We start from the raw sequence: 19,118 nt of genomic DNA on the forward strand, positions 1-19,118 counted from the left end.
ATCCCATTGAAATCGATTTTACATCGCACCTATATCGTCGAGTTTACCGCTGCACCGCCTCCAATGATGGTAAAATGACGATGCGCGATGTAGTGTCTTGCCATATCGGTTATCTTGCGCGTTAAAAGCCCGAAACATGGATGAATGATCATCAACAGGGCGCGTCGCAAAGGGAGGGGTTATGACGGTGGAAATCAGGGTTCCGGTCTTGGGAGAGAGCGTCGTTTCCGCGACTGTCACGCGGTGGCTCAAACAACCCGGTGACACCGTCATGCGTGACGAACCGATTGCTGAGCTGGAAACGGACAAGATCAGCATTGACGTGCCTGCGCCTTGCGGCGGCGTCCTTAAAACCGTCAGCGTTGCAGCCGGCGATGATGTGCAGGTCGGCGCCATACTGGGCCATATGGAAGGGCAGGACGGGCTGAGCCTCTCGCCGCGCTCGCAGCAGGCGCAAAACGGCACGGAAAAAGCGTCAACGGCTCATGCTGCGCCGCCATCGCATTCTGAATCGACCGGTGACGCAGGGCGCCCTCCGGCGGGCAAAGCCCCCCTCCCGGCGGCTGAGAAAATGATGAAAGCCCATGACGTTGCGGCCGAGGCTGTGGATACAGGCACTGGCAAAGATGGCCGTATCACCAAAGCGGACGTCATATCCCATCTGGACAAGACACAAGGGCAGATTTCGCCCGCGCAGTCATCGAACGCTGTGCCGCAGGCAGCGTCTCTGCCGCGCGCTGAGGCTGTTTCGAGACCCGTTGAAATCGACGTCACGCCCGTCAGAGACCCGGTGATGGGCCGCGAGGAGCGCGTGCCAATGAGTCGGCTGCGCCAGACCATCGCACGCCGCTTGAAAGACGCGCAGAATACCGCCGCGATATTGACAACTTTCAATGAAATCGACATGAGCGTCGCGCGTGACCTTCGTGACACTTACCGTGGAACATTTGAGAAGAAGCACGGCGTCAAACTGGGTTATATGTCGTTCTTCGCACGTGCGGTGATCAAGGCGCTTGAAACCTTCCCGGTCTTGAATGCCGAGATCGTGGGTAACGACATTATCTACCGTCAGGATATTAATCTCGGGATTGCGGTCGGGAGTAAACGCGGCCTGGTTGTGCCGGTGATCCGCCATGCCAATGAGCTTGGCTTTGCCGAGCTTGAACGCAAAATTAAGGATTACGGCCAGAGGGCGCGCGACGGTAATCTCAAACTTCATGAATTGGCGGAGGGCACATTCACCATCACAAATGGTGGCGTTTTCGGCTCCCTCCTCTCCACGCCAATCCTCAACACCCCGCAATCGGGCATTCTTGGTATGCACGTCATTCAGGACCGCCCCATCGCCGTCAACGGGCAGGTTGTCATCCGGCCCATGATGAATGTCGCACTCTCTTATGATCATCGCATCGTTGACGGGCGTGAGGCGGTGAGTTTCCTCGTGCGGGTCAAGGAGCTGGTTGAGGATCCGCATTGTCTGTTGCTGGATATCTGACCGATGGCGCGCGTTCAGGAAAAAGGCACCGAAGCGGACGTCAAAAAACCGTCCGCGACCACCCCGGGCCTTCATGAGGAATTTGATGTTACTGTGATTGGCGCGGGGCCGGGTGGATATATCTGCGCCGTCCGTGCCGCGCAGCTCGGCCTCAAAGTATTATGCGTGGATAAACGCAAGGAGGCAGGCGGGACATGCCTCAATGTCGGGTGCATTCCCTCCAAAGCGCTGCTCCACGCGACGGAACGCCTTGTTGAAGCGCGCGATCTTTTCCCCAGAATGGGCATTCAATGTGGCGAGGTCAAAGCTGATCTCGCCGCGATGATGGCGAATAAGGACCGCATCGTTTCGGAAACCGTCAAAGGCGTCGCTTTCCTGTTCAAGAAATATCAGGTGACGTTCCGGACCGGCCACGCCTCCATCAAATCGCCGGATTGCATTGTCCTTGACGGGGAGGAGGTTCGCACAAAGCGGATCGTGATCGCCACGGGTAGTGCGCCCGCCACGCTTGGCGGCATTGAGATTGATGAGAAACAGATCGTCACCTCCACGGGCGCGCTGAAGCTCCCTCACGTGCCACGTCACCTCATTATCGTTGGCGCAGGCGTGATCGGGCTGGAACTGGGCAGTGTGTGGCGCCGTCTCGGCGCGGACGTCACCATCGTCGAATTTGCGGATCATATCGCGCCGGGTTTTGACCGGGATATGTCCAAGCAACTGGCGCGCAGCCTGCAAAAGCTCGGCATTAATTTCCGCCTCAATACCAAGGTCACGCAGGTGGATAAACGCGCGGATGGGCTTACCGTCCGCGTCAGCCCTTCAGACGCCACGGGCGCGGAGGGGGAGGAGGCGCTCTCATGCGACACGCTGCTCGTCGCGACGGGTCGTCGGCCCGTCACCGAGGGACTCGGCCTTGAGGCGTTGGATATCAAGCGTGATCAACGCGGGCACATCATTATTGACGAGAATTTCAACACATCCTGCCCCGGCATTTACGCCATCGGCGATGTTGTCCCTGGCCCCATGCTGGCTCATAAGGCGGAGGAAGAAGGTTACGCCCTGGCCAACCATCTGGCCGGTCATCCCCACCATATCCGGCGCGACCTGATCCCGGGCGTGATCTATACGCACCCGGAAGTCGCCATGGTTGGCGCGACAGAGGAAAGTTTAAAAGCGCAGAACGCCACTTATCGCGTCGGGACTTATCCATTTATGGCGAATGGCCGTGCGCGCGCCAATTGCGACACGGAGGGCAGTGTCAAAATCCTGACATGTGAGCGGACAGACACATTGCTCGGCATCCACATTATCGGCCCGTCTGCGGGCGAACTCATTGCGGAACCGGCTTTGGCCATGAATTTCGGGGCCAGCGCCGAGGATATCGCCCTCTCCTGCCACGCGCACCCGACTTTGTCGGAAGCGGTGAAGGAAGCCGCCCTCGCCGCTTTTGATCGCCCTCTGAACCTGTAGGCGCCTGAATGGGACTTCAGACTTCGAGGAAGGCGCGGCGCGGACACCACGCTTTTGCCTCTGACATGCTCGAACCAGGCGTGGACGGGCAGCCCCGAGGCTGCCCGATTTCCTCATCCATCAATCGGCGCGGAGAAGGCGCTCGCAACGAGTTCCTTCTGCTGGCGCTCATGCTCCTTCAATAACCCTGTCGCCGGAGAGGCACTGGGGAGACGCCCGTTATAAATGGGGCGCGGCGCATTATACCCGACACCATTTGCTGCCGACTCAATGTAGCGATCAACGAAGTGCCAGGCGCCACTATTCTGCGACTCTTCCTGACACCAGACGATGCGCGCATGGGGGTATGGCGCGAGCGCTTCCGCCAGCCTGTTTGTGGGGAAGGGGTAAAGCTGCTCAACGCGCACCAGCACCGCGTCCTTGACCTCATTTTCATCCCGATAAGCGGCGAGGTCGTAATAAATTTTCCCACTACAGAGAATGACGCGTTTGACGTCCGCAGCCTTAACATCGCGCGGCTCATCCTTGATGACCGTCCTGAAACGCTGGCGCGCTGAGAAATCGGCCGCAGAGGAAACGACATTTTTATGCCGCAAAAGGGATTTCGGCGTGAAGACGATCAGCGGCTTGCGGCATGGCCGGATGATCTGCCGCCGCAGCGCATGGAAGTAATTGGCCGGCGTGGAGGGCACGCAGACGCGCAGATTATTTTCAGCGCAGAGTTGAAGATATCTTTCAATCCGCGCCGATGAATGTTCCGGCCCCTGCCCCTCATAGCCATGCGGCAAAAGCAGCACCAGCCCGGAGCTGCGCAGCCATTTGACCTCACCCGAGGCGATGAACTGGTCAATAATAACCTGTGCCCCGTTGGCGAAATCCCCGAACTGCGCCTCCCACAGGACAAGCGAGTCCGGCGCCGCCAAAGTGTAGCCATATTCAAAGCCCAGCACGCCGAATTCGGACAAGAGGGAATTATAGATTTCGATGCGCGCCTGCTCGCCCCCGATATGGTTGAGGGAAACATATTCCTCTTGATTGAGCTGGTCGATCAGCACAGCGTGACGCTGGCTGAATGTGCCGCGCTGGCAATCCTCTCCCGAGAGTCGTACAGGATGGCCTTCCAGCAGGAGAGAGCCGAATGCCAGGGCTTCCCCCGTGGCCCAATCGAAACCCTCACCACTTTCAAAAGCCTTACGGCGCGCGTCGAAGAAGCGCTTGAGACGCGGATGCATTGAAAACCCGTCCGGCACACGCGTCAGGACCGCGCCGATTGATTTCAGCGTTTTGGCGGAAATCCCGGTGACAGGTTGCTCCCGCAACGGCGTGTCGGAGAGGCGCGTCGGGTCCTGACGGCAATCGAGCCAATCTTCCCGACGGGGTGTGTAACTTTTCGCCGCTTCATATTCCCGATCCATCCTCGTGAAGAAGTCGGACAAAGTACGGTCGGCTTCTTCCTGCGTGACGACGCGCTCACGCACGAGGCGCTTCGCGTAGAGTGCCCGCGTCGTTTCACGCGCGGCAATCGCCTTATACATGGTCGGCTGTGTGAAGGCAGGTTCATCACCTTCATTATGGCCGTGACGTCGGTAGGTCACGAGGTCAATCACGATATCGCTGGCAAATTGCGTGCGGAAATCCGCCGCGAGGCGGGCGCAGTAAGCCGCTGCTTCCGGCTCATCCCCATTGACGTGCAAAATCGGCGCCTGCACCGATTTGGCGATATCCGTGCAATAAAGGCCCGAATAAGCATGGGCGGACATCGTCGTAAAACCGATCTGGTTATTGATGACGAGATGAACAGTGCCACCCGTGCGATAACCGACCAGCTCCGACATGGCCATCGTCTCATATACAACGCCCTGACCGGCAAAGGCCGCATCGCCATGGATCTGAATGGCAAGATGGGCGACGCGGCTTTCGCGCCCGACACAGCCATCGAGATCCTGCAAGGCGCGCACGCGTCCGACAACGACCGGATTGACCGCTTCAAGGTGTGAGGGGTTCGGCAGGAGTGTGACGCGCATATCGCGCCCTTGAACCTGCAATGTCGCCGCCGTGCCGAGATGATATTTCACATCGCCGGAACCCTGCACATCCTGCGGTTTAAATGACCCGCCCGCAAATTCCGAGAAGATGGCCGCAAACGGCTTTTGCACGACATTCGCCATGACATTGAGGCGACCACGATGCGCCATCCCCAATGAGACGGAGCGCGTGCCATGAATAGAGGCGCGGGCCATCAAACCATGCAGGACCGGAATTGTGACTTCACTCCCTTCCAGCCCGAAACGCTTCGTGCCGCTATATCGTCGGTGGCAAAAGCTTTCGAACCCCTCAGCGGCGGTGAGCTGGGATAATATTTCCTGCTTTTGTGCAGCACTGAAGAGATGACGCCAGTTATCCGCCTCAATGCGGCTCTGCAACCATTGGCGTTTCTCAGGGTCCTGAATATGCATATATTCAAACCCGATCGGCCCGCAATAAGTCTCACGCAAGGCGGCGAGGAGGACATGCATGGTGGGCGCAGGCGTGTCCGGCAGGAGATCTTCCGCGAAATGCCCGAGATAAATCGGCCGCTCCATCTCGGCCGCCGTAAACCCGTATGAGGCGGGATCAAGATCAGCATGGATGGGGGCTGTTTTCAGATTGAGCGGGTCAAGAACCGCCTGGAAGTGCCCACGAACACGATAGGCGCGAATCAGCTCCATCGCGCGGATACTGTCCCGGGCGGCGCTGATAAGCGCACCATCGGGTGAAGCCGGGGCAGCTTCCCGCGCTTTCACGACTTCCTCATCCAGAAGGGAGGGCTTCTCTGCCCAGTCCGGCAGAGCATCCCACAACGTATCCGCACGGGCGGGACGCGCCATGGATGGTGCGGCGTCGCCATGATCCTTGGCAATATTTTCAGCCTTGCCGCCCGCCAAAGCGCCGAAGAGGGGGACGAAGGAAGGATCGACACTCGCGGGATCTGTCAGCCAGCGATTATGTAAATCCGCAAGATAGGATGCATTCGCACCATTAAGCGCATCGGGTATAAACCCATCCCTACCCATTTGAGTCAGCCCTCCCTGGCTGTTTTAACCGTCATTCCGGCAGGTCCCGAAAGGTCCCCGCCCGTTATCGCCTTTATTGTAACACGTGGTCGTTGCAAGACCACCGCGCGATACCATAATGCTTCACAGTAACGTAACGTATTTTTTGGGATTTGCGCCTGAGGTCAAGCGATAAAAGCCCCCCTCGACCTCATCATCCCGTGACTGAACGTCAAGCCCTCTCCCCTGAGGGTGACATCTTCGGATGGGACACATGCAGTTATGCACGGTGCGACGATGGGCCATAACGCCGAAATAGATGGCAAGGCGCGCAAAAGCCCGTTATGAATCGCGCCGACATTATCTCTGAGCCCTCATCAAGGGCCTGCCATTTTGACGTTGGGAAGTCGGCCGAGGTCGACCCAGGAAACAGGTTTAAGATCATGACATATAAAGTCGCGGTCGTCGGTGCGACCGGCGCGGTCGGGCGGGAATTGCTTCGTATCCTCGCTGAGCGCGATTTTCCGGCGTCGGAAGTCGCCGCACTCGCCTCCGCGCGCTCCGCGGGGCAGAAAGTCTCATTCGGGGATAAAAAGATCCTCACCGTTCAAAACCTTGAAACGTTCGACTTTACCGATTGGGATATCGCGCTCTTCTCCCCCGGCGCCGCCATCTCCGCCCTTCATGCCCCGCGCGCGGCGGCGGCTGGCTGCATCGTGATCGACAACACGTCACATTTCCGCATGGAGCCGGATGTGCCGCTGGTCGTGCCCGAGGTGAATCCCGAGGCACTCAGGAAAGCCCGCCGCAACATCATCGCAAACCCGAATTGCTCGACAGCCCAGTTGGTGCTCGCGCTGAAACCGCTGCATGATCTGTTCAGAATTCAACGCGTCGTCGTCTCGACCTACCAGGCTGTGTCCGGCGCGGGCAAGGAAGGAATGGATGAGCTGTTCGCGCAGACCAAAGGCAGCTTTGTCGGCGACGCACCGCGCATCAGCCAGTTCACGAAGCAGATCGCCTTCAATGTCATCCCACATATTGATAAATTCATGCCGGATGGCGCGACGAAGGAAGAATGGAAAATGGCGGTCGAGACGCGCAAAATTCTCGACCCGGATATCCGGTTGACGGCGACCTGCGTGCGCGTGCCGGTATTTATCGGCCATTCTGAAGCGGTGAATATCGCGTTCGAAAGTAAAATCGATCTTAAAGCCGCGCGGGAGGCCCTGCGCGCCGCTCCCGGGATTATCCTCCGTGATGAGCGGGAGGATGGCGGTTACGTCACGCCGATTGAATGTGTGGGGGAGGACGCGACTTATATTTCGCGCCTTCGTATCGATGAGACGGTTGAAAACGGGCTGGCGCTCTGGTGCGTCTCAGATAATCTGCGGAAAGGCGCGGCCTTGAATGCCGTTCAGATTGCTGAAACCCTCATATCGATGGGTCTTGTGCACCATTCATGATTGGCCATGTGCGCAACCGGTCAAATCATCACGCGGAGCCCCATTCAGAGGTCGTGGCCCCGTGAGCGGGGCGGGTGCCGCGCCTGGCCGTCTCAACAACGATGCGTCATCGTTAGCGTAACACCTGCCCTCTCGTGACTTGCCTAATGTTCAGGTCAATGCAAGATATTCGTCATGGAGACATTAGCGCGACTTGAAGACGATTTTCCACCGACCCATCGCGTCGGGTTGCTGCTCATCAATCTCGGCACACCTGATGGGACAGGATATTTTGCCGTCAGGCGCTATCTGCGTGAATTTCTCTCCGATCGCCGCGTGATCGAGGCGCCAGCGGCCATCTGGCAACCTTTGCTCCATGGCATCATCCTGCCGCGACGGCCCTTCAAAAGTGGCGCGGCCTATAAACGCATCTGGGACAAGGCGCAGGATGCAAGCCCGCTGCGTGTCATCAGCGCCGCGCAGGTGCAGAAGGTCGCGGCAAGATTGGGGCCGGATGTCGCCGTTTCAGGCGCCATGCGCTATGGCACACCATCGATAAGCCAGGGCGTCGACGCCCTCCTGAAGGCCGGGTGCGTGCGTATTGTCGCTTTCCCGCTTTATCCGCAATATAGCGCCGCCACGACGGCAACCGCGAATGATCACCTTTTCCGCACGCTCATGAAGCGGCGACATCAGCCCGCCATCAGCACAATTCCGGCTTTTCCCGATCATCCTCTTTACATCAAGGCCCTTGCATCAAGCCTGCGCGCGCACCTCGCGACCCTTTCCTACGAACCGGAGCGCATTGTGATCTCGTTTCACGGTATGCCGCAAAAATGCATCGCGCAGGGTGATCCTTATGCCGCGCATTGTGAACGCACGGCACACGCCTTGCGGGCGGAGATGGGCGCGGCGGCGGATTTCATGCCCATGACGTTTCAATCGCGCTTCGGGCCGATGGCGTGGCTTCAACCTTATACAGCGCCGTACGTTGAGGCCCTTGCACGACAGAATGTGCGCCGAATCACCGTCATCACTCCCGGCTTTCTTGCGGATTGCCTGGAGACGCTTGACGAAATCGGCAATGAACTCCGCCATCAATTTCTTCAGGCCGGAGGGCAGGATTTCAGCGTGGTGCCATGTCTCAATGCGGATGAAGAGGCGATATCCCTCATCACTTCCCTAGCCCGACCGGCGATTGAAAGCTTCTCAAACTGATCGGGGCCGACGCTGAAACTTATCCGCAAGGCGGAACTGGACGCCTTTATTTTCGCTGGCAACAAATCTGATCTCAGCACGACGAACGGGCGGGCGAACGGCACGAACGGATAAAAAAGGAGCCGGGTTATTTCGATAAAACTGGGTATCGGCATCACGACCTATAACCGCTCGGAACGCATGAAACAAACAGTGGCGGCCGTGCGCCGACACACGCAGGCGGAGCACCATCTGGTCGTTGTGGATGACGGCTCCATTGACGAGACCGCCGCAACATTGCGCGCACTTGATTGCGATTTCATCCTTGGTGGCCATCGCGGCATCGCCTGGAACAAAAATCGTGCGCTCTATTACCTGAAAGTCATGCAATCCTGTCACGTCATCATCCTGCTGGAAGATGATACTTTCCCGACAGCGGATGGTTGGGAAACTTCATGGATTGAGGCGGGCCGGAAGCTGGGACACGCAAATATCTACCTTCCGGACGTTTCGGGGGAGAAAATCATCTGCGGCGCGGGCACAGGCGCGGACCCTTTTGTCGCGACGAATGTTTCCGGGCAATGCGCCGTATTCCATCAACAGGCGCTCGATCATGTCGGCTACATGGACTCACGCTTTACGGGTTACGGATATGAACATGTTGAGCACACGCATCGCATGATCGAAACCGGATTTGGCGGCCTTATCAAAGATGAGGGTGAGGCACGTCTTCACTGCTCCTTCCTCATCCAATCTCCGCTTGAAGTGACGGAGCAGCGTACCGAACTGCCGGAGGAGGAAATCGCCCGAAGTGGCAGGATCTGGGCTCAGATCCGACATGACCCGCTTTTTCGCGTCGCGTGGCGGAATGATGCCGAACGCGCCGTGTTCCTCGCAGAGATGTACGCCGCCCGCGATTATCAGCGTGCAGAGACCGCCATCCCCTTCTGGCATCGCTGGGTGATCGGGACAGATCAGGAATTTCTCCTGCGATATGATGAAGCAGCGCTGATGATTGAGACATCTGAGGAACCGCCGGAAAACCCTGTCATCGCATTCTGCGACGGGCGGCGCCTCCATTTTATGCTCAAATCGGCGGAGGGGCTGGTATTTCTCGTGCCGTCCCTGGAGGGCGATCTGAATTTTACGCCGCAATCGACACCAACGCCCGGCGTGGAGCTGACAATTGGCCGCGGGCATCGCCGCGCCGTGACAATATGGCGCGAAGGTCTTCCGCTCACTTATCAGGAGGGTGACGGCGCCCGGCTTGTCATGGCCACCGGGCAAGAGGATCACGGCGCTTTCATATTTCTGCGTTATGACCACATAGCCCCGAAAGCGACGTCGTGACGGGCGATTTGCTTTAATCTCCCCGTGCTTCCCCGCGTGCATAAATATCGTCGAGGCGGATAATGTCATCTTCCTCCAGATAAAGGCCGGTCTGCACCTCAATCACAATCAAGGGTTCTGCGCCGAGATTTTCCAATCGGTGGGGCGTGCCAACGGGGATATAGATGCTTTCATTCGCTGAAATTGTCAGGATATCAGCGTCACGCGTCACGGTCGCCGTTCCGCTGACAACCACCCAGTGCTCCGCACGATGCTGATGCTTCTGGAGTGACAGTTTTCCGCGCGGATGCACGACGATCTGCTTGACCTGAAACGCCTCCCCTCTCGCAAGAGACGTATAATGCCCCCAGGGGCGATAGATCTTCCTGTGCGATGTGGCGGCGCGATGGCCCAGGGATTCGAGCTTTTTAACAATCTTCCGGACTTCCTGCCCCTGGCCCCGCCTTGTCACCATCACCGCGTCCTCTGTGGCGACAACCATCGTATCCTCCATCCCGGCAAGGGCGATCAGAGGGCCATCCGTCTGGACAAGGCAATCGCGGGAGTTGTCAAGGATGACGTCGCCGCGCGTGGCGTTGCCCGCCGCGTCCTTATCTTGCGCTTCCCAGACAGCGTCCCAACTCCCAATATCCGACCAGCCGAAATGGCTTTTGACAACGGCGGCACATTCCGTTTTCTCCGCAATGGCATAATCGACGGAAATCGAGGGGCAGCGCGCGAATGCTTCGGCATCCAGACGCTCAAAATCAAGGTCGCGCGTGCGGCCCCGCACCGCAGATTCCGTCGCCGCCCCGATGGCCGGGGCGTGGCGCTGAATTTCCCGGATGAATGTGGCCGCGCTCGTGACAAACATGCCGGAATTCCAGAGTACGTGACCGGTGCGGATCAACGCCTCTGCCGCGTCGCGGGTCGGTTTTTCGATAAAGCGCCGCACGTGAAAAACGGCGCCATTTTTTTCAGAAGCGTGTATCGAAAGGGGTGTGCCCGTCTCAATGTATCCGTAACCTGTCTCCGGATGCTCCGGCGTGATACCGAATGTGGCGATATAGCCTTGCCGCGCCGCTTTAACGGCCAGGTCGAGGCTTTCTTTCAGGGCTTTCTCATCACGGATCAGGGCATCGGCGGCCATCACCCACATGATGGTGTTCGGATCTTCTTCCGCAAGGAGGAAAGCGGCGGCGGCAATGGCCGGGCCGGAATTGCGCGCCTTCGGCTCAAGCACAATGCGCGATGACGTGATGCCGATCTGACGCATCTGTTCCGCCACGATGAAGCGATGTTCGGCATTGCAGATGATCAATGGCGCGGCGTCACGCACCGCCCGCCCGCGCAGGACGGTTTGCTGTATCAGGGTTTGCTGCGAGATGAGGGGCCAGAATTGCTTCGGGAAAGTTTGTCGGGAAACAGGCCATAAACGTGTCCCGGAACCGCCGGAGAGTACAACAGGTATGATCTTCTGAGACATTTATTTCGCTGATGACCTCCGAGCAGGACTGACCATCCGTGATTTGACACGGTTCAACGGGCGGACGTCAATATCCCCGGAAACTCAACGTGGCAGGCACCGTGCCGGCTATCCGGCCTCAGGGCTCATAGAGCATTGGCACCACGGCGACGATCAGCAGCAGACCCATGGCAATATTGAAATAACGTAACCGGCGGGGGTGGGAAAGATAGGATTTCGTCATGATCCCGGCGACAGCCCAGGTAACGACTGCGGGGATTGTGCCCAGCCCGAGGAAAAGGCTGATGATCAACATCGATGCATAATGATGCGCGGGATCAGCATAAAGTGCGATGCCACCTAACACGATCACCCAACTTTTTGGGTTGACGATCTGGAACATTGCCGCTTGAATAAAGGTCATTGGCGGCTTGCGCGCCGTGTTCATCGTCGGGTCCACGGGCGATGTCGCGATGCGGATGGCGAGGAAGATCAGATAGCCACCGCCCAGAAATTTAAGGACTTGCCGGGCGACAGGCACCATATTGAACAACGCGTCCAGGCCAAGGCCACAGGCCCACAACTCGACGAGGAAGCCGAAAGCAACGCCGAGGATCTGCGGCCACAGGCGTTTGATGCCGAAATGCACGGCTGAGGCGAAGGCCAGAAGCGTGTTTGGTCCGGGCGTCACAAGAGACGCCACCGCGTAAAGCGTCAGCGACCACAAAACACTTCCACTCATTTTGGCCCTCCAATTTTCATCAAAAAGACAAACGCGCCGACGTCACAAATCGTCCGACGCGGCGTCCAAGGATGAGGGCCGCGGAAGAAACCTCCCGCCTCGGTAGGGTACTGACCTCCTGGGGCGACTCACCGAGAGAAGATATGGTCGGAGTGAGAGGATTCGAACCTCCGGCCCCTGCGTCCCGAACACAGTGCTCTACCAGGCTGAGCTACACTCCGACATGTCGCAGGGCTATATAACTCCGGGGCGCGAAGTGCAAGAGGCCGGGCGCGATTTAATCATTCTGATTTCTTAAATGACCGGCAATGTTTTTGCGTGTCAGACCGTGCCGAGACGGGAAAGAACCGCGTCAACATCTGACATGACTTCATAGCATGTCTGTATATCCGGGTCCGCGAAACCTTGCGCGATGGCACCCTTGAGACTCGCGAGCAAGTGATCGGCCCAGCCATGATAATTCAGGATGATGATCGGCTTGTCATGGAGCCGAAGATGCCGCCATGTCAGGACTTCAAACAATTCATCAAAAGTGCCGATACCGCCGGGAAGAATAATGAAGGCTTCCGCCCGGTCCAGCATGACCTGCTTACGTGTATGCAGAGATGGCGTCAGGATCAATTCAGACACACCCTCATGCATGACTTCCCAATGATGTAGAAAAGTCGGGATCACACCGATGACCGCCCCGCCCTCCTGCAATGCCGCGTCCGCGAGCACGCCCATCAGGCCACTTTTCGCCCCACCGTAAATAAGGGTGATGCCCTGCCGTGCCAGCCCTGCCCCGAGATGCGCCGCCAGATCTGCGAACGCGCTCCCGACACCCAGGCGGGAACCACAAAACACAGAAGCAGACATCACCATAATGAGGCACCCTCCGAAATTGCGCATTCACACCGCTTATTGCAGCACGCAAACAAAAAATCTGTCAAACGTGCGTGCGGAATAAGCCGGGATGAAGTAACGCGCTTTCAGGCCATGCGCTGGTTTAAACGTTTCTGCAAAGCCAGAAGGGTGACGGCACCAAGTGTCGTGATGGAGGCTGTGAAGATAAATAACGCCGCATATCCCGCGAGCGCGATCACCAGCCCAAGAATGGGGCCTGAGAGGCCGATGGCCAGATCGGAGAAGACTGAATAGGCCCCGAGCGCCGCCCCGCGATTTTCCGCGCCCGCGCTTTCCACAGCGAGAACGCCCAAGGCCGGAAAGATGAGCGAGAAACCGGCCCCCGTCAGCGCCGCACCCAAAAATGCCGAGATGACGGTGCCAGAGAAAGCAAGCACCAACAGGCCCATCGCTTCCACCAGAAGGGAGATCATCGCCACGCGCGCCCCGCCAAGGCGGGCGATCTGCTGCGTGAAGATAAAACGCACACAGACAAAGACCAACCCGAATATCGCAAGCGCCAGGGACGCACCGGGCCATTGCCGGGCCGCATAATAAAGGGCGAGACACGAGGATATCGCGCCAAACCCGACCGCCCCGCAGGACAGGAGACCGCCGAGCGGAAGCACCCGCCTGAAAACCTGCCAGAACGGCATAGGCGCCTTACCCGTCGGAAGCGAAATCACTTTGGGAATGCCCTGCGCATAAAAAGCCCCGATCAGGGGCAGGAGAATTGAGACGGTGCCGATGAGAATGAACCCGCCCCAGTGACCGCCAAAATGGTAGAATTGCGCCCCGATCGTCGCACCAATGGCGATGCCCCCGTAGGAGGTGACGCCATTCCAGGAAATAGCCTGCGCGGTGCGTGATGGCCCGGCCCGGCGGATATTCCAGATGATGGCGGCCGTCGTCGTCCAGCTCTCCCCCCATCCCAGCGCGCATCGACTGGCGAAGAGCGTAAAGAGCGATAAAAATGCGAGATGCGCCGTGAGTCCGGAAAGAAGCAATAAAACACCCGAGAACGCGCAAAGCACCAATCCGGCGATGACGACGGTTTTGGGACCGCGTAAATCAATGCGCTTACCTGCCTGGGGCCGGGAGGCAAAGGTTGCAAAATATTGGAGGGAGACAGCGAGCCCTGCCCATACTGTGTTGAAATGCAGGATCTCAACCATAAAAAGAGGAATGACGGCCATGGGAAGGCCGACAATCAGATAAGCGATGAAATTGAAACTCACGACCGGCACGAGGCTGTGCCGGGAGAAGCGCAAAAACGGTAAGCGTCGGGAAAGCATCAAAAACTTATACCCTGTTTCATGATGACATCAATCTCGGCTGCACGGAGGCGCGTGCATCCTGCAATCTTGTCATGATGGCGGCGTCCCTGATGCCGGGACAAAGGAGAGTGCGACGATAGCGCCGTGATAACGCGGCAGGTGTCCTCAGGGTCAAAATAACGTCATTTGCGGATTGTGCGTGGCTTCCGCGCCGGAAAAGGAGGAAAGGGTGAGACCTAGAAGCCTGATCCCCATACGAAAAGGCGCTTCTGATTGCAGTAAGTGCAGCGCAGCTTCCCACATCACGGATTTTTCGCGGACAAATTCCTTAAGGGATGTCGCACGCGTAATCATGCGAAAATCGGAGAATTTGATTTTCAGTGTGACGGTGCGCGCGTGAAGATTTTTCTCCATATAAGCCATCCAGACACGATCCGCCACATCCGCAAGTGCTTCCTCCGCCGCGGGCAGATCATGAATATCATGCGCATAGGTTGTCTCGCTGCCGATTGATTTGCGCACGCGATGCGGATCAACAGGGCGATCATCAATCGCGCGCGCGATATTATAGTAAAAATCCGCGACCTTGCCGAAATGGGCGCGCAACATGTCCCGGGAAACCTGGCGCAGGTCGTTCCCTGTGTGGATCCCGAGCGCCTCCATGCGCCGCGCCGTCGCCGGGCCGATGCCATGAAATTGAGAGACGGGAAGACGGGCGACGAAGTCCGGCCCCTGGGCGGGGGTGATGACGAACAAACCATTCGGCTTGCGGCAATCAGATGCGAGTTTTGCCAGAAAACGATTATATGAGACGCCAGCCGATGCGGTCAGCCCTGTTTCCCGCCTGATATCCTCACGTATCGCCTCGGCAATTGCGGTGGCGGAACCATATTTCGATGCGGCTTCCGTCACGTCGAGATAGGCCTCATCAAGGGAAAGAGGCTGGATGATGGCGGTATAACGACGGAAGATCTCATGGATCTGCGCCGAGACGGCATGATAGACGGAGAAGCGCGGCGGGACAAAGACGAGATGCGGACATTTGCGCCGCGCCACGATGGACGGCATGGCTGACCGCACCCCGTAAGCCCGCGCCTCATAACTGGCCGCCGCCACCACACCACGCCCTTCCGCCCGCCCGACAGCAAGGGGCTGCCCGCGAAGTTCAGGTTGGTCACGCTGCTCAACCGATGCGTAAAACGCATCCATATCAATGTGGATAATACGCCGGGATGTAACGCCCGGTCGTGGCGATGAGCTGAACAATCTCGTCTGACTGCATGTGAATTATGTCGGGTGATAAGTTTAGCATGTTTTGGAGTAAAATGGGGTGTATTTGACTGGAGGACGCCCTCAAACGCCATCGGCTTGCCGCCATCTCCGGACGGCAGACTTGCAAAATTTTTTGAGCGAGGCGTTTCTGTCGGCGAATTTTCCAACAATATTCAACGAAGATTGATTGATGTCGAGGGGAGTGGCAGTCTGTTAACCAGAAGCTGAACTTTGACGGAAGCAAACAAATGTGTGGAAACGAAGCGCCCCTGCCGAAATATGAGGTTCTTTCAACGCGAATGGCGTATCAAAACCCTTGGACAGCCGTGAGGGAGGATATCATCCGGCGCCCGAACGGCAAACAGGGCCTTTATGGTGTTGTCGAACGGGGGGAATTCGTCGTTATCCTGCCATTGGGGCATGATGGGGTCGATGACACTGTGACACTTGTCCGGCAATATCGTTACCCGATTGATGCGCGTTTATGGGAATTGCCTATGGGCATGTGGGAGACACGTCCCGACGTCGCGCCGGAGGTCGTGGCGGCCGGAGAGCTTCAGGAAGAGACCGGGCTTGTCGCGAAGGACCTCTTATATGCGGGCTCCATGTGGCAGGGTGCCGGCTACTCGACGCAGAAGGGCCATATTTATCTCGCAAAAAACCTGACACAAGGCCCTGTTTCCCGGGAGGAGACGGAGGACGACCTGACGTGCCACACTGTAACCTTGGCGCAGTTTGAAGACATGATTGCGCGGCAGGAAATTACCTGCATGGTGTCGCTGGCAGCCTTCGCACGCATCAAGGCCATGGGCTTGCTGTGATCGCTTGAGGATTGACGCTCACGCTTCGTCAGGTCTAGACAATAATGAGCGTTTCTCCGACAGCATATGCGAAAATGAGACATATGCTGCGGTCGAGCGAGCAATAATCGAGGAAATCATATGACGCGATTCAACCGTTTAGGCGCCGCGCTTGTCGCCTCCTGCACAATCTTATCTGCACCCTATGCTCTGGCCGCCGCGCCAAAGGTCGCTTCGGGCGACTATAAAGTTGAGCCCGCTCACACGCAGGTCATTTTTTCGGTCCTGCATTTTGGTTTTACGCCCTTTTCCGGGATGTTCAGCCAGGCCAGCGGGAAGCTCCATCTCGACACCGCGGATCCTTCAAAATCGACCCTCACTGTCACTGTGCCGGTTTCCTCAGTTGAGACATCGAACAGTGTCCTCAATAATGAGCTGAAGGGTGATGCGTGGTTTGATAGCGCTAAGTATCCGAATGCGACTTTCGTCTCAACGAAAGTGACGCCAATGCCCGGCAATCGCGCGACCATTGATGGACAATTGACAATGCATGGCGTGACGCAGCCTGTGACGCTTCATGCTCGTTTTATTGGCGGTGGTATGAACGATCTTGACCATGCATATACGGTGGGTTTTGAAGCGCGTGGGGAGATTGACCGAGGTTTATATGGACTTCGGACGTATCTTCCGGCTGTTGGGGCGAAGGTTGAGCTTCGTGTTGCGGGTGCGTTTGAGAAGACTGAGTAGAGTTATGGCCTGAGTGTTCTGTCTGCGTGACCCTGCCCACGCGGGCGGGCGGGGTTATTTTGGGGGGGTGCTGCGGACGGGCTGTTACCTGCTATTTTATGCGCAGGGGGCCTGTCGGGATGGGAATGGTTTAAGATGGTTGCGGGGGCAGGATTTGAACCTGCGGCCTTCAGGTTATGAGCCTGACGAGCTACCGGGCTGCTCCACCCCGCGATGATGGGGGATGCGTGATGTAATCCCCTGTTGTTGTATGTTTGATGTGGGTGGGTCAGGAGACCTGGCGGCGACCGACTTTTCCGCAGCTTAAGCTGCAGTATCATAGGCGCTGGGGCGTTTCACGGCCGAGTTCGGGAAGGGATCGGGTGGAAGTCTCCCGCCATGGCCACCAGGTCATCTGGCCCACCCTTTTCAGGGTGGAGAGGCTGGTGCATGCCCTGTCTCGCTTAATGAGTGAGACGGGATGAGGAGAAGGGGTAGGATGAGATGAGAGACACGCAATGGATGCGTGGATGACTGCTATGTATGTGCATGCTGCTTTCCTGTGAGGGAGAGCGGCGTTGATGTGAGTAATAAGGGCGATTAGGACTGGTCAGCTGCACGTGTTACCACGCTTTCACACCCAGCCTATCGACGTGATGGTCTTTCACGGCCCTGTGAGACCTTGTTTTGAGGTAGGTTTCCCGCTTAGATGCTTTCAGCGGTTATCCTGTCCATACTTAGCTACCCGGCGGTGCCGCTGGCGCGACAACCGGTGCACCAGAGGTATGTTCATCCCGGTCCTCTCGTACTAGGGACAAATCCTCTCAAGTCTCTTACACCCACGGCAGATAGGGACCGAACTGTCTCACGACGTTCTAAACCCAGCTCACGTACCACTTTAATCGGCGAACAGCCGAACCCTTGGGACCTGCTCCAGCCCCAGGATGTGATGAGCCGACATCGAGGTGCCAAACCTCCCCGTCGATGTGGACTCTTGGGGGAGATCAGCCTGTTATCCCTAGAGTACCTTTTATCCGTTGAGCGATGGCCCGTCCACGTGGGACCACCGGATCACTATGGCCGACTTTCGTCTCTGTTCGAGCTGTCACTCTCACAGTCAGGCGGGCTTATGCCATTGCACTCGACAGTCGGTTTCCGACCGACCTGAGCCCACCATCGCGCGCCTCCGTTACACTTTGGGAGGCGACCGCCCCAGTCAAACTGCCCACCATGCAGGGTCCCGGACCCGGCTTACGGGTCGCGGTTAGACATCAAAGACAGTCAGGGTGGTATTTCAAGGATGGCTCCACACAGACTGGCGCCCATGCTTCATAGCCTCCCACCTATCCTACACAGAATGTCTCTGATGCCACTGCAAAGCTGCAGTAAAGGTTCATAGGGTCTTTCCGTCTGACCGCGGGTACCCCGCATCTTCACGGGGAATTCAATTTCGCTGAGCCGATGCTGGAGACAGTGGGGAAGTCGTTACGCCATTCGTGCAGGTCGGAACTTACCCGACAAGGAATTTCGCTACCTTAGGACCGTTATAGTTACGGCCGCCGTTTACCGGGGCTTCAATTCAATGCTCTCACATCTCCTCTTAACCTTCCGGCACCGGGCAGGCGTCAGGCCGTATACGTCGTCTCTCGACTTCGCACAGCCCTGTGTTTTTACTAAACAGTCGCTACCCCCTGGTCTGTGCCACCCGCACATGGTTGCCCACATACGGGTCTCGCTTATCCCGAAGTTACACGAGCAATTTGCCTAGTTCCTTCAGCATCGTTCTCTCAAGCGCCTTGGTATACTCTACCAGTCCACCTGTGTCGGTTTCGGGTACGGTCTATATGCCAGAGCTCTTTCCCGGAATGCTCCAAAAGCCTGTCCAATCCATTAAGAACAGACAACATCTCGCATTCGTCACTTCTGGCAGGCCCAGTAATATTCAACTGGTTCCCATCGACTACGGCTTTCGCCCTCGCCTTA

Annotated in this window: 13 protein-coding genes, 2 tRNA genes and 2 rRNA genes (1 of these 17 cut by a window edge); 7 read left to right on the top strand and 10 right to left on the bottom strand. The window is 57.5% G+C overall.

Annotated features, from left to right (window positions below):
• Positions 1-181: 181 nt before the first annotated feature.
• Both odhB and lpdA read left to right on the top strand, forming a co-directional pair.
• Positions 182-1,495 (top strand): 2-oxoglutarate dehydrogenase complex dihydrolipoyllysine-residue succinyltransferase, encoded by a 1,314-nt coding sequence (odhB, locus tag N5W20_RS07385; RefSeq protein WP_319806516.1) that lies wholly within the window; start codon positions 182-184, stop codon positions 1,493-1,495.
• Positions 1,496-1,498: 3 nt separating this feature from the next.
• Positions 1,499-2,965 (top strand): dihydrolipoyl dehydrogenase, encoded by a 1,467-nt coding sequence (gene lpdA, locus N5W20_RS07390; RefSeq protein ID WP_319806517.1) that lies wholly within the window; start codon positions 1,499-1,501, stop codon positions 2,963-2,965.
• A 113-nt stretch (positions 2,966-3,078) separates the two neighbouring features.
• On the opposite strand, the gene N5W20_RS07395 is transcribed toward lpdA, so the two are convergent.
• Positions 3,079-6,018, bottom strand: a complete 2,940-nt coding sequence (locus N5W20_RS07395) for a 2-oxoglutarate dehydrogenase E1 component (RefSeq protein WP_319806518.1) — start codon at positions 6,016-6,018, stop codon at positions 3,079-3,081.
• Between the two features lie 422 nt (positions 6,019-6,440).
• Between N5W20_RS07395 and N5W20_RS07400 the strand changes: the two genes are divergently transcribed.
• From N5W20_RS07400 to N5W20_RS07410, 3 genes are all read left to right on the top strand, one after another.
• Positions 6,441-7,463: an aspartate-semialdehyde dehydrogenase gene (locus tag N5W20_RS07400; protein WP_319806519.1), complete on the top strand. Its 1,023-nt coding sequence runs from the start codon at positions 6,441-6,443 to the stop codon at positions 7,461-7,463.
• Positions 7,464-7,637: 174 nt separating this feature from the next.
• The gene (hemH, locus tag N5W20_RS07405; RefSeq protein WP_319806520.1) at positions 7,638-8,660 is read left to right on the top strand and encodes a ferrochelatase; all 1,023 of its coding nucleotides are present in this window, start codon (positions 7,638-7,640) and stop codon (positions 8,658-8,660) included.
• A 180-nt stretch (positions 8,661-8,840) separates the two neighbouring features.
• Positions 8,841-9,989 carry a glycosyltransferase family 2 protein gene (locus tag N5W20_RS07410; RefSeq protein ID WP_319806521.1) on the top strand — a complete coding sequence of 383 codons (1,149 nt, stop codon included), beginning with the start codon at positions 8,841-8,843 and terminating at the stop codon, positions 9,987-9,989.
• A gap of 13 nt (positions 9,990-10,002) precedes the next feature.
• Here the strand turns inward: N5W20_RS07410 and N5W20_RS07415 are convergent, their stop codons facing one another.
• The 6 genes from N5W20_RS07415 to dinB all read right to left on the bottom strand — a co-directional run bounded on the left by N5W20_RS07415 (position 10,003) and on the right by dinB (position 15,546).
• On the bottom strand, positions 10,003-11,454 hold the full coding sequence (locus N5W20_RS07415; protein WP_319806522.1) for a mannose-1-phosphate guanylyltransferase/mannose-6-phosphate isomerase: 1,452 nt from the start codon (positions 11,452-11,454) through the stop codon (positions 10,003-10,005).
• Between the two features lie 118 nt (positions 11,455-11,572).
• Complete coding sequence (locus tag N5W20_RS07420) at positions 11,573-12,175, bottom strand: LysE family translocator (RefSeq protein ID WP_319806523.1); 603 nt, start codon at positions 12,173-12,175, stop codon at positions 11,573-11,575.
• 144 nt (positions 12,176-12,319) lie between these two features.
• Positions 12,320-12,396 (bottom strand) — tRNA-Pro (locus N5W20_RS07425).
• Positions 12,397-12,496: 100 nt separating this feature from the next.
• Positions 12,497-13,039: an LOG family protein gene (locus N5W20_RS07430; RefSeq protein ID WP_319806524.1), complete on the bottom strand. Its 543-nt coding sequence runs from the start codon at positions 13,037-13,039 to the stop codon at positions 12,497-12,499.
• Between the two features lie 107 nt (positions 13,040-13,146).
• The gene (locus tag N5W20_RS07435; protein WP_319806525.1) at positions 13,147-14,355 is read right to left on the bottom strand and encodes an MFS transporter; all 1,209 of its coding nucleotides are present in this window, start codon (positions 14,353-14,355) and stop codon (positions 13,147-13,149) included.
• 153 nt (positions 14,356-14,508) lie between these two features.
• Positions 14,509-15,546, bottom strand: a complete 1,038-nt coding sequence (gene dinB, locus N5W20_RS07440; protein WP_319807863.1) for a DNA polymerase IV — start codon at positions 15,544-15,546, stop codon at positions 14,509-14,511.
• Between the two features lie 311 nt (positions 15,547-15,857).
• On the opposite strand from dinB, the gene N5W20_RS07445 reads away from it, so the two are divergent.
• Positions 15,858-16,430: an NUDIX domain-containing protein gene (locus N5W20_RS07445; RefSeq protein ID WP_319806526.1), complete on the top strand. Its 573-nt coding sequence runs from the start codon at positions 15,858-15,860 to the stop codon at positions 16,428-16,430.
• Positions 16,431-16,550: 120 nt separating this feature from the next.
• Positions 16,551-17,156, top strand: a complete 606-nt coding sequence (locus tag N5W20_RS07450; protein WP_319806527.1) for a YceI family protein — start codon at positions 16,551-16,553, stop codon at positions 17,154-17,156.
• Between the two features lie 136 nt (positions 17,157-17,292).
• On the opposite strand, the gene N5W20_RS07455 is transcribed toward N5W20_RS07450, so the two are convergent.
• The 3 genes from N5W20_RS07455 to N5W20_RS07465 form a co-directional block, all read right to left on the bottom strand.
• A tRNA-Met gene (locus tag N5W20_RS07455) sits at positions 17,293-17,369 on the bottom strand.
• A gap of 62 nt (positions 17,370-17,431) precedes the next feature.
• A 5S ribosomal RNA gene (gene rrf / locus N5W20_RS07460) occupies positions 17,432-17,546 on the bottom strand.
• A gap of 169 nt (positions 17,547-17,715) precedes the next feature.
• A 23S ribosomal RNA gene (locus tag N5W20_RS07465) occupies positions 17,716-19,118 on the bottom strand (it continues 1,335 nt past the right edge of the window).

Origin of the sequence: Candidatus Kirkpatrickella diaphorinae (genome assembly GCF_025736875.1) — a bacterium.
GTDB classification, from domain to species: domain Bacteria; phylum Pseudomonadota; class Alphaproteobacteria; order Acetobacterales; family Acetobacteraceae; genus Sorlinia; species Sorlinia diaphorinae.

What these genes read in the sequence shown, in the direction of transcription:
- lpdA (WP_319806517.1), top strand. Translation starts at nt 1,499, where the DNA reads ATGGCGCGCGTTCAGGAAAAAGGCACCGAAGCGGACGTCAAAAAACCG.
- N5W20_RS07400 (WP_319806519.1), top strand. Translation starts at nt 6,441, where the DNA reads ATGACATATAAAGTCGCGGTCGTCGGTGCGACCGGCGCGGTCGGGCGG.
- N5W20_RS07410 (WP_319806521.1), top strand. Translation starts at nt 8,841, where the DNA reads ATGAAACAAACAGTGGCGGCCGTGCGCCGACACACGCAGGCGGAGCAC.
- N5W20_RS07395 (WP_319806518.1), bottom strand. Translation starts at nt 6,018, where the DNA reads ATGGGTAGGGATGGGTTTATACCCGATGCGCTTAATGGTGCGAATGCA.
- N5W20_RS07445 (WP_319806526.1), top strand. Translation starts at nt 15,858, where the DNA reads ATGTGTGGAAACGAAGCGCCCCTGCCGAAATATGAGGTTCTTTCAACG.
- N5W20_RS07420 (WP_319806523.1), bottom strand. Translation starts at nt 12,175, where the DNA reads ATGAGTGGAAGTGTTTTGTGGTCGCTGACGCTTTACGCGGTGGCGTCT.
- odhB (WP_319806516.1), top strand. Translation starts at nt 182, where the DNA reads ATGACGGTGGAAATCAGGGTTCCGGTCTTGGGAGAGAGCGTCGTTTCC.
- N5W20_RS07430 (WP_319806524.1), bottom strand. Translation starts at nt 13,039, where the DNA reads ATGGTGATGTCTGCTTCTGTGTTTTGTGGTTCCCGCCTGGGTGTCGGG.
- hemH (WP_319806520.1), top strand. Translation starts at nt 7,638, where the DNA reads ATGGAGACATTAGCGCGACTTGAAGACGATTTTCCACCGACCCATCGC.
- dinB (WP_319807863.1), bottom strand. Translation starts at nt 15,546, where the DNA reads ATGGATGCGTTTTACGCATCGGTTGAGCAGCGTGACCAACCTGAACTT.
- N5W20_RS07415 (WP_319806522.1), bottom strand. Translation starts at nt 11,454, where the DNA reads ATGTCTCAGAAGATCATACCTGTTGTACTCTCCGGCGGTTCCGGGACA.
- N5W20_RS07435 (WP_319806525.1), bottom strand. Translation starts at nt 14,355, where the DNA reads ATGCTTTCCCGACGCTTACCGTTTTTGCGCTTCTCCCGGCACAGCCTC.
- N5W20_RS07450 (WP_319806527.1), top strand. Translation starts at nt 16,551, where the DNA reads ATGACGCGATTCAACCGTTTAGGCGCCGCGCTTGTCGCCTCCTGCACA.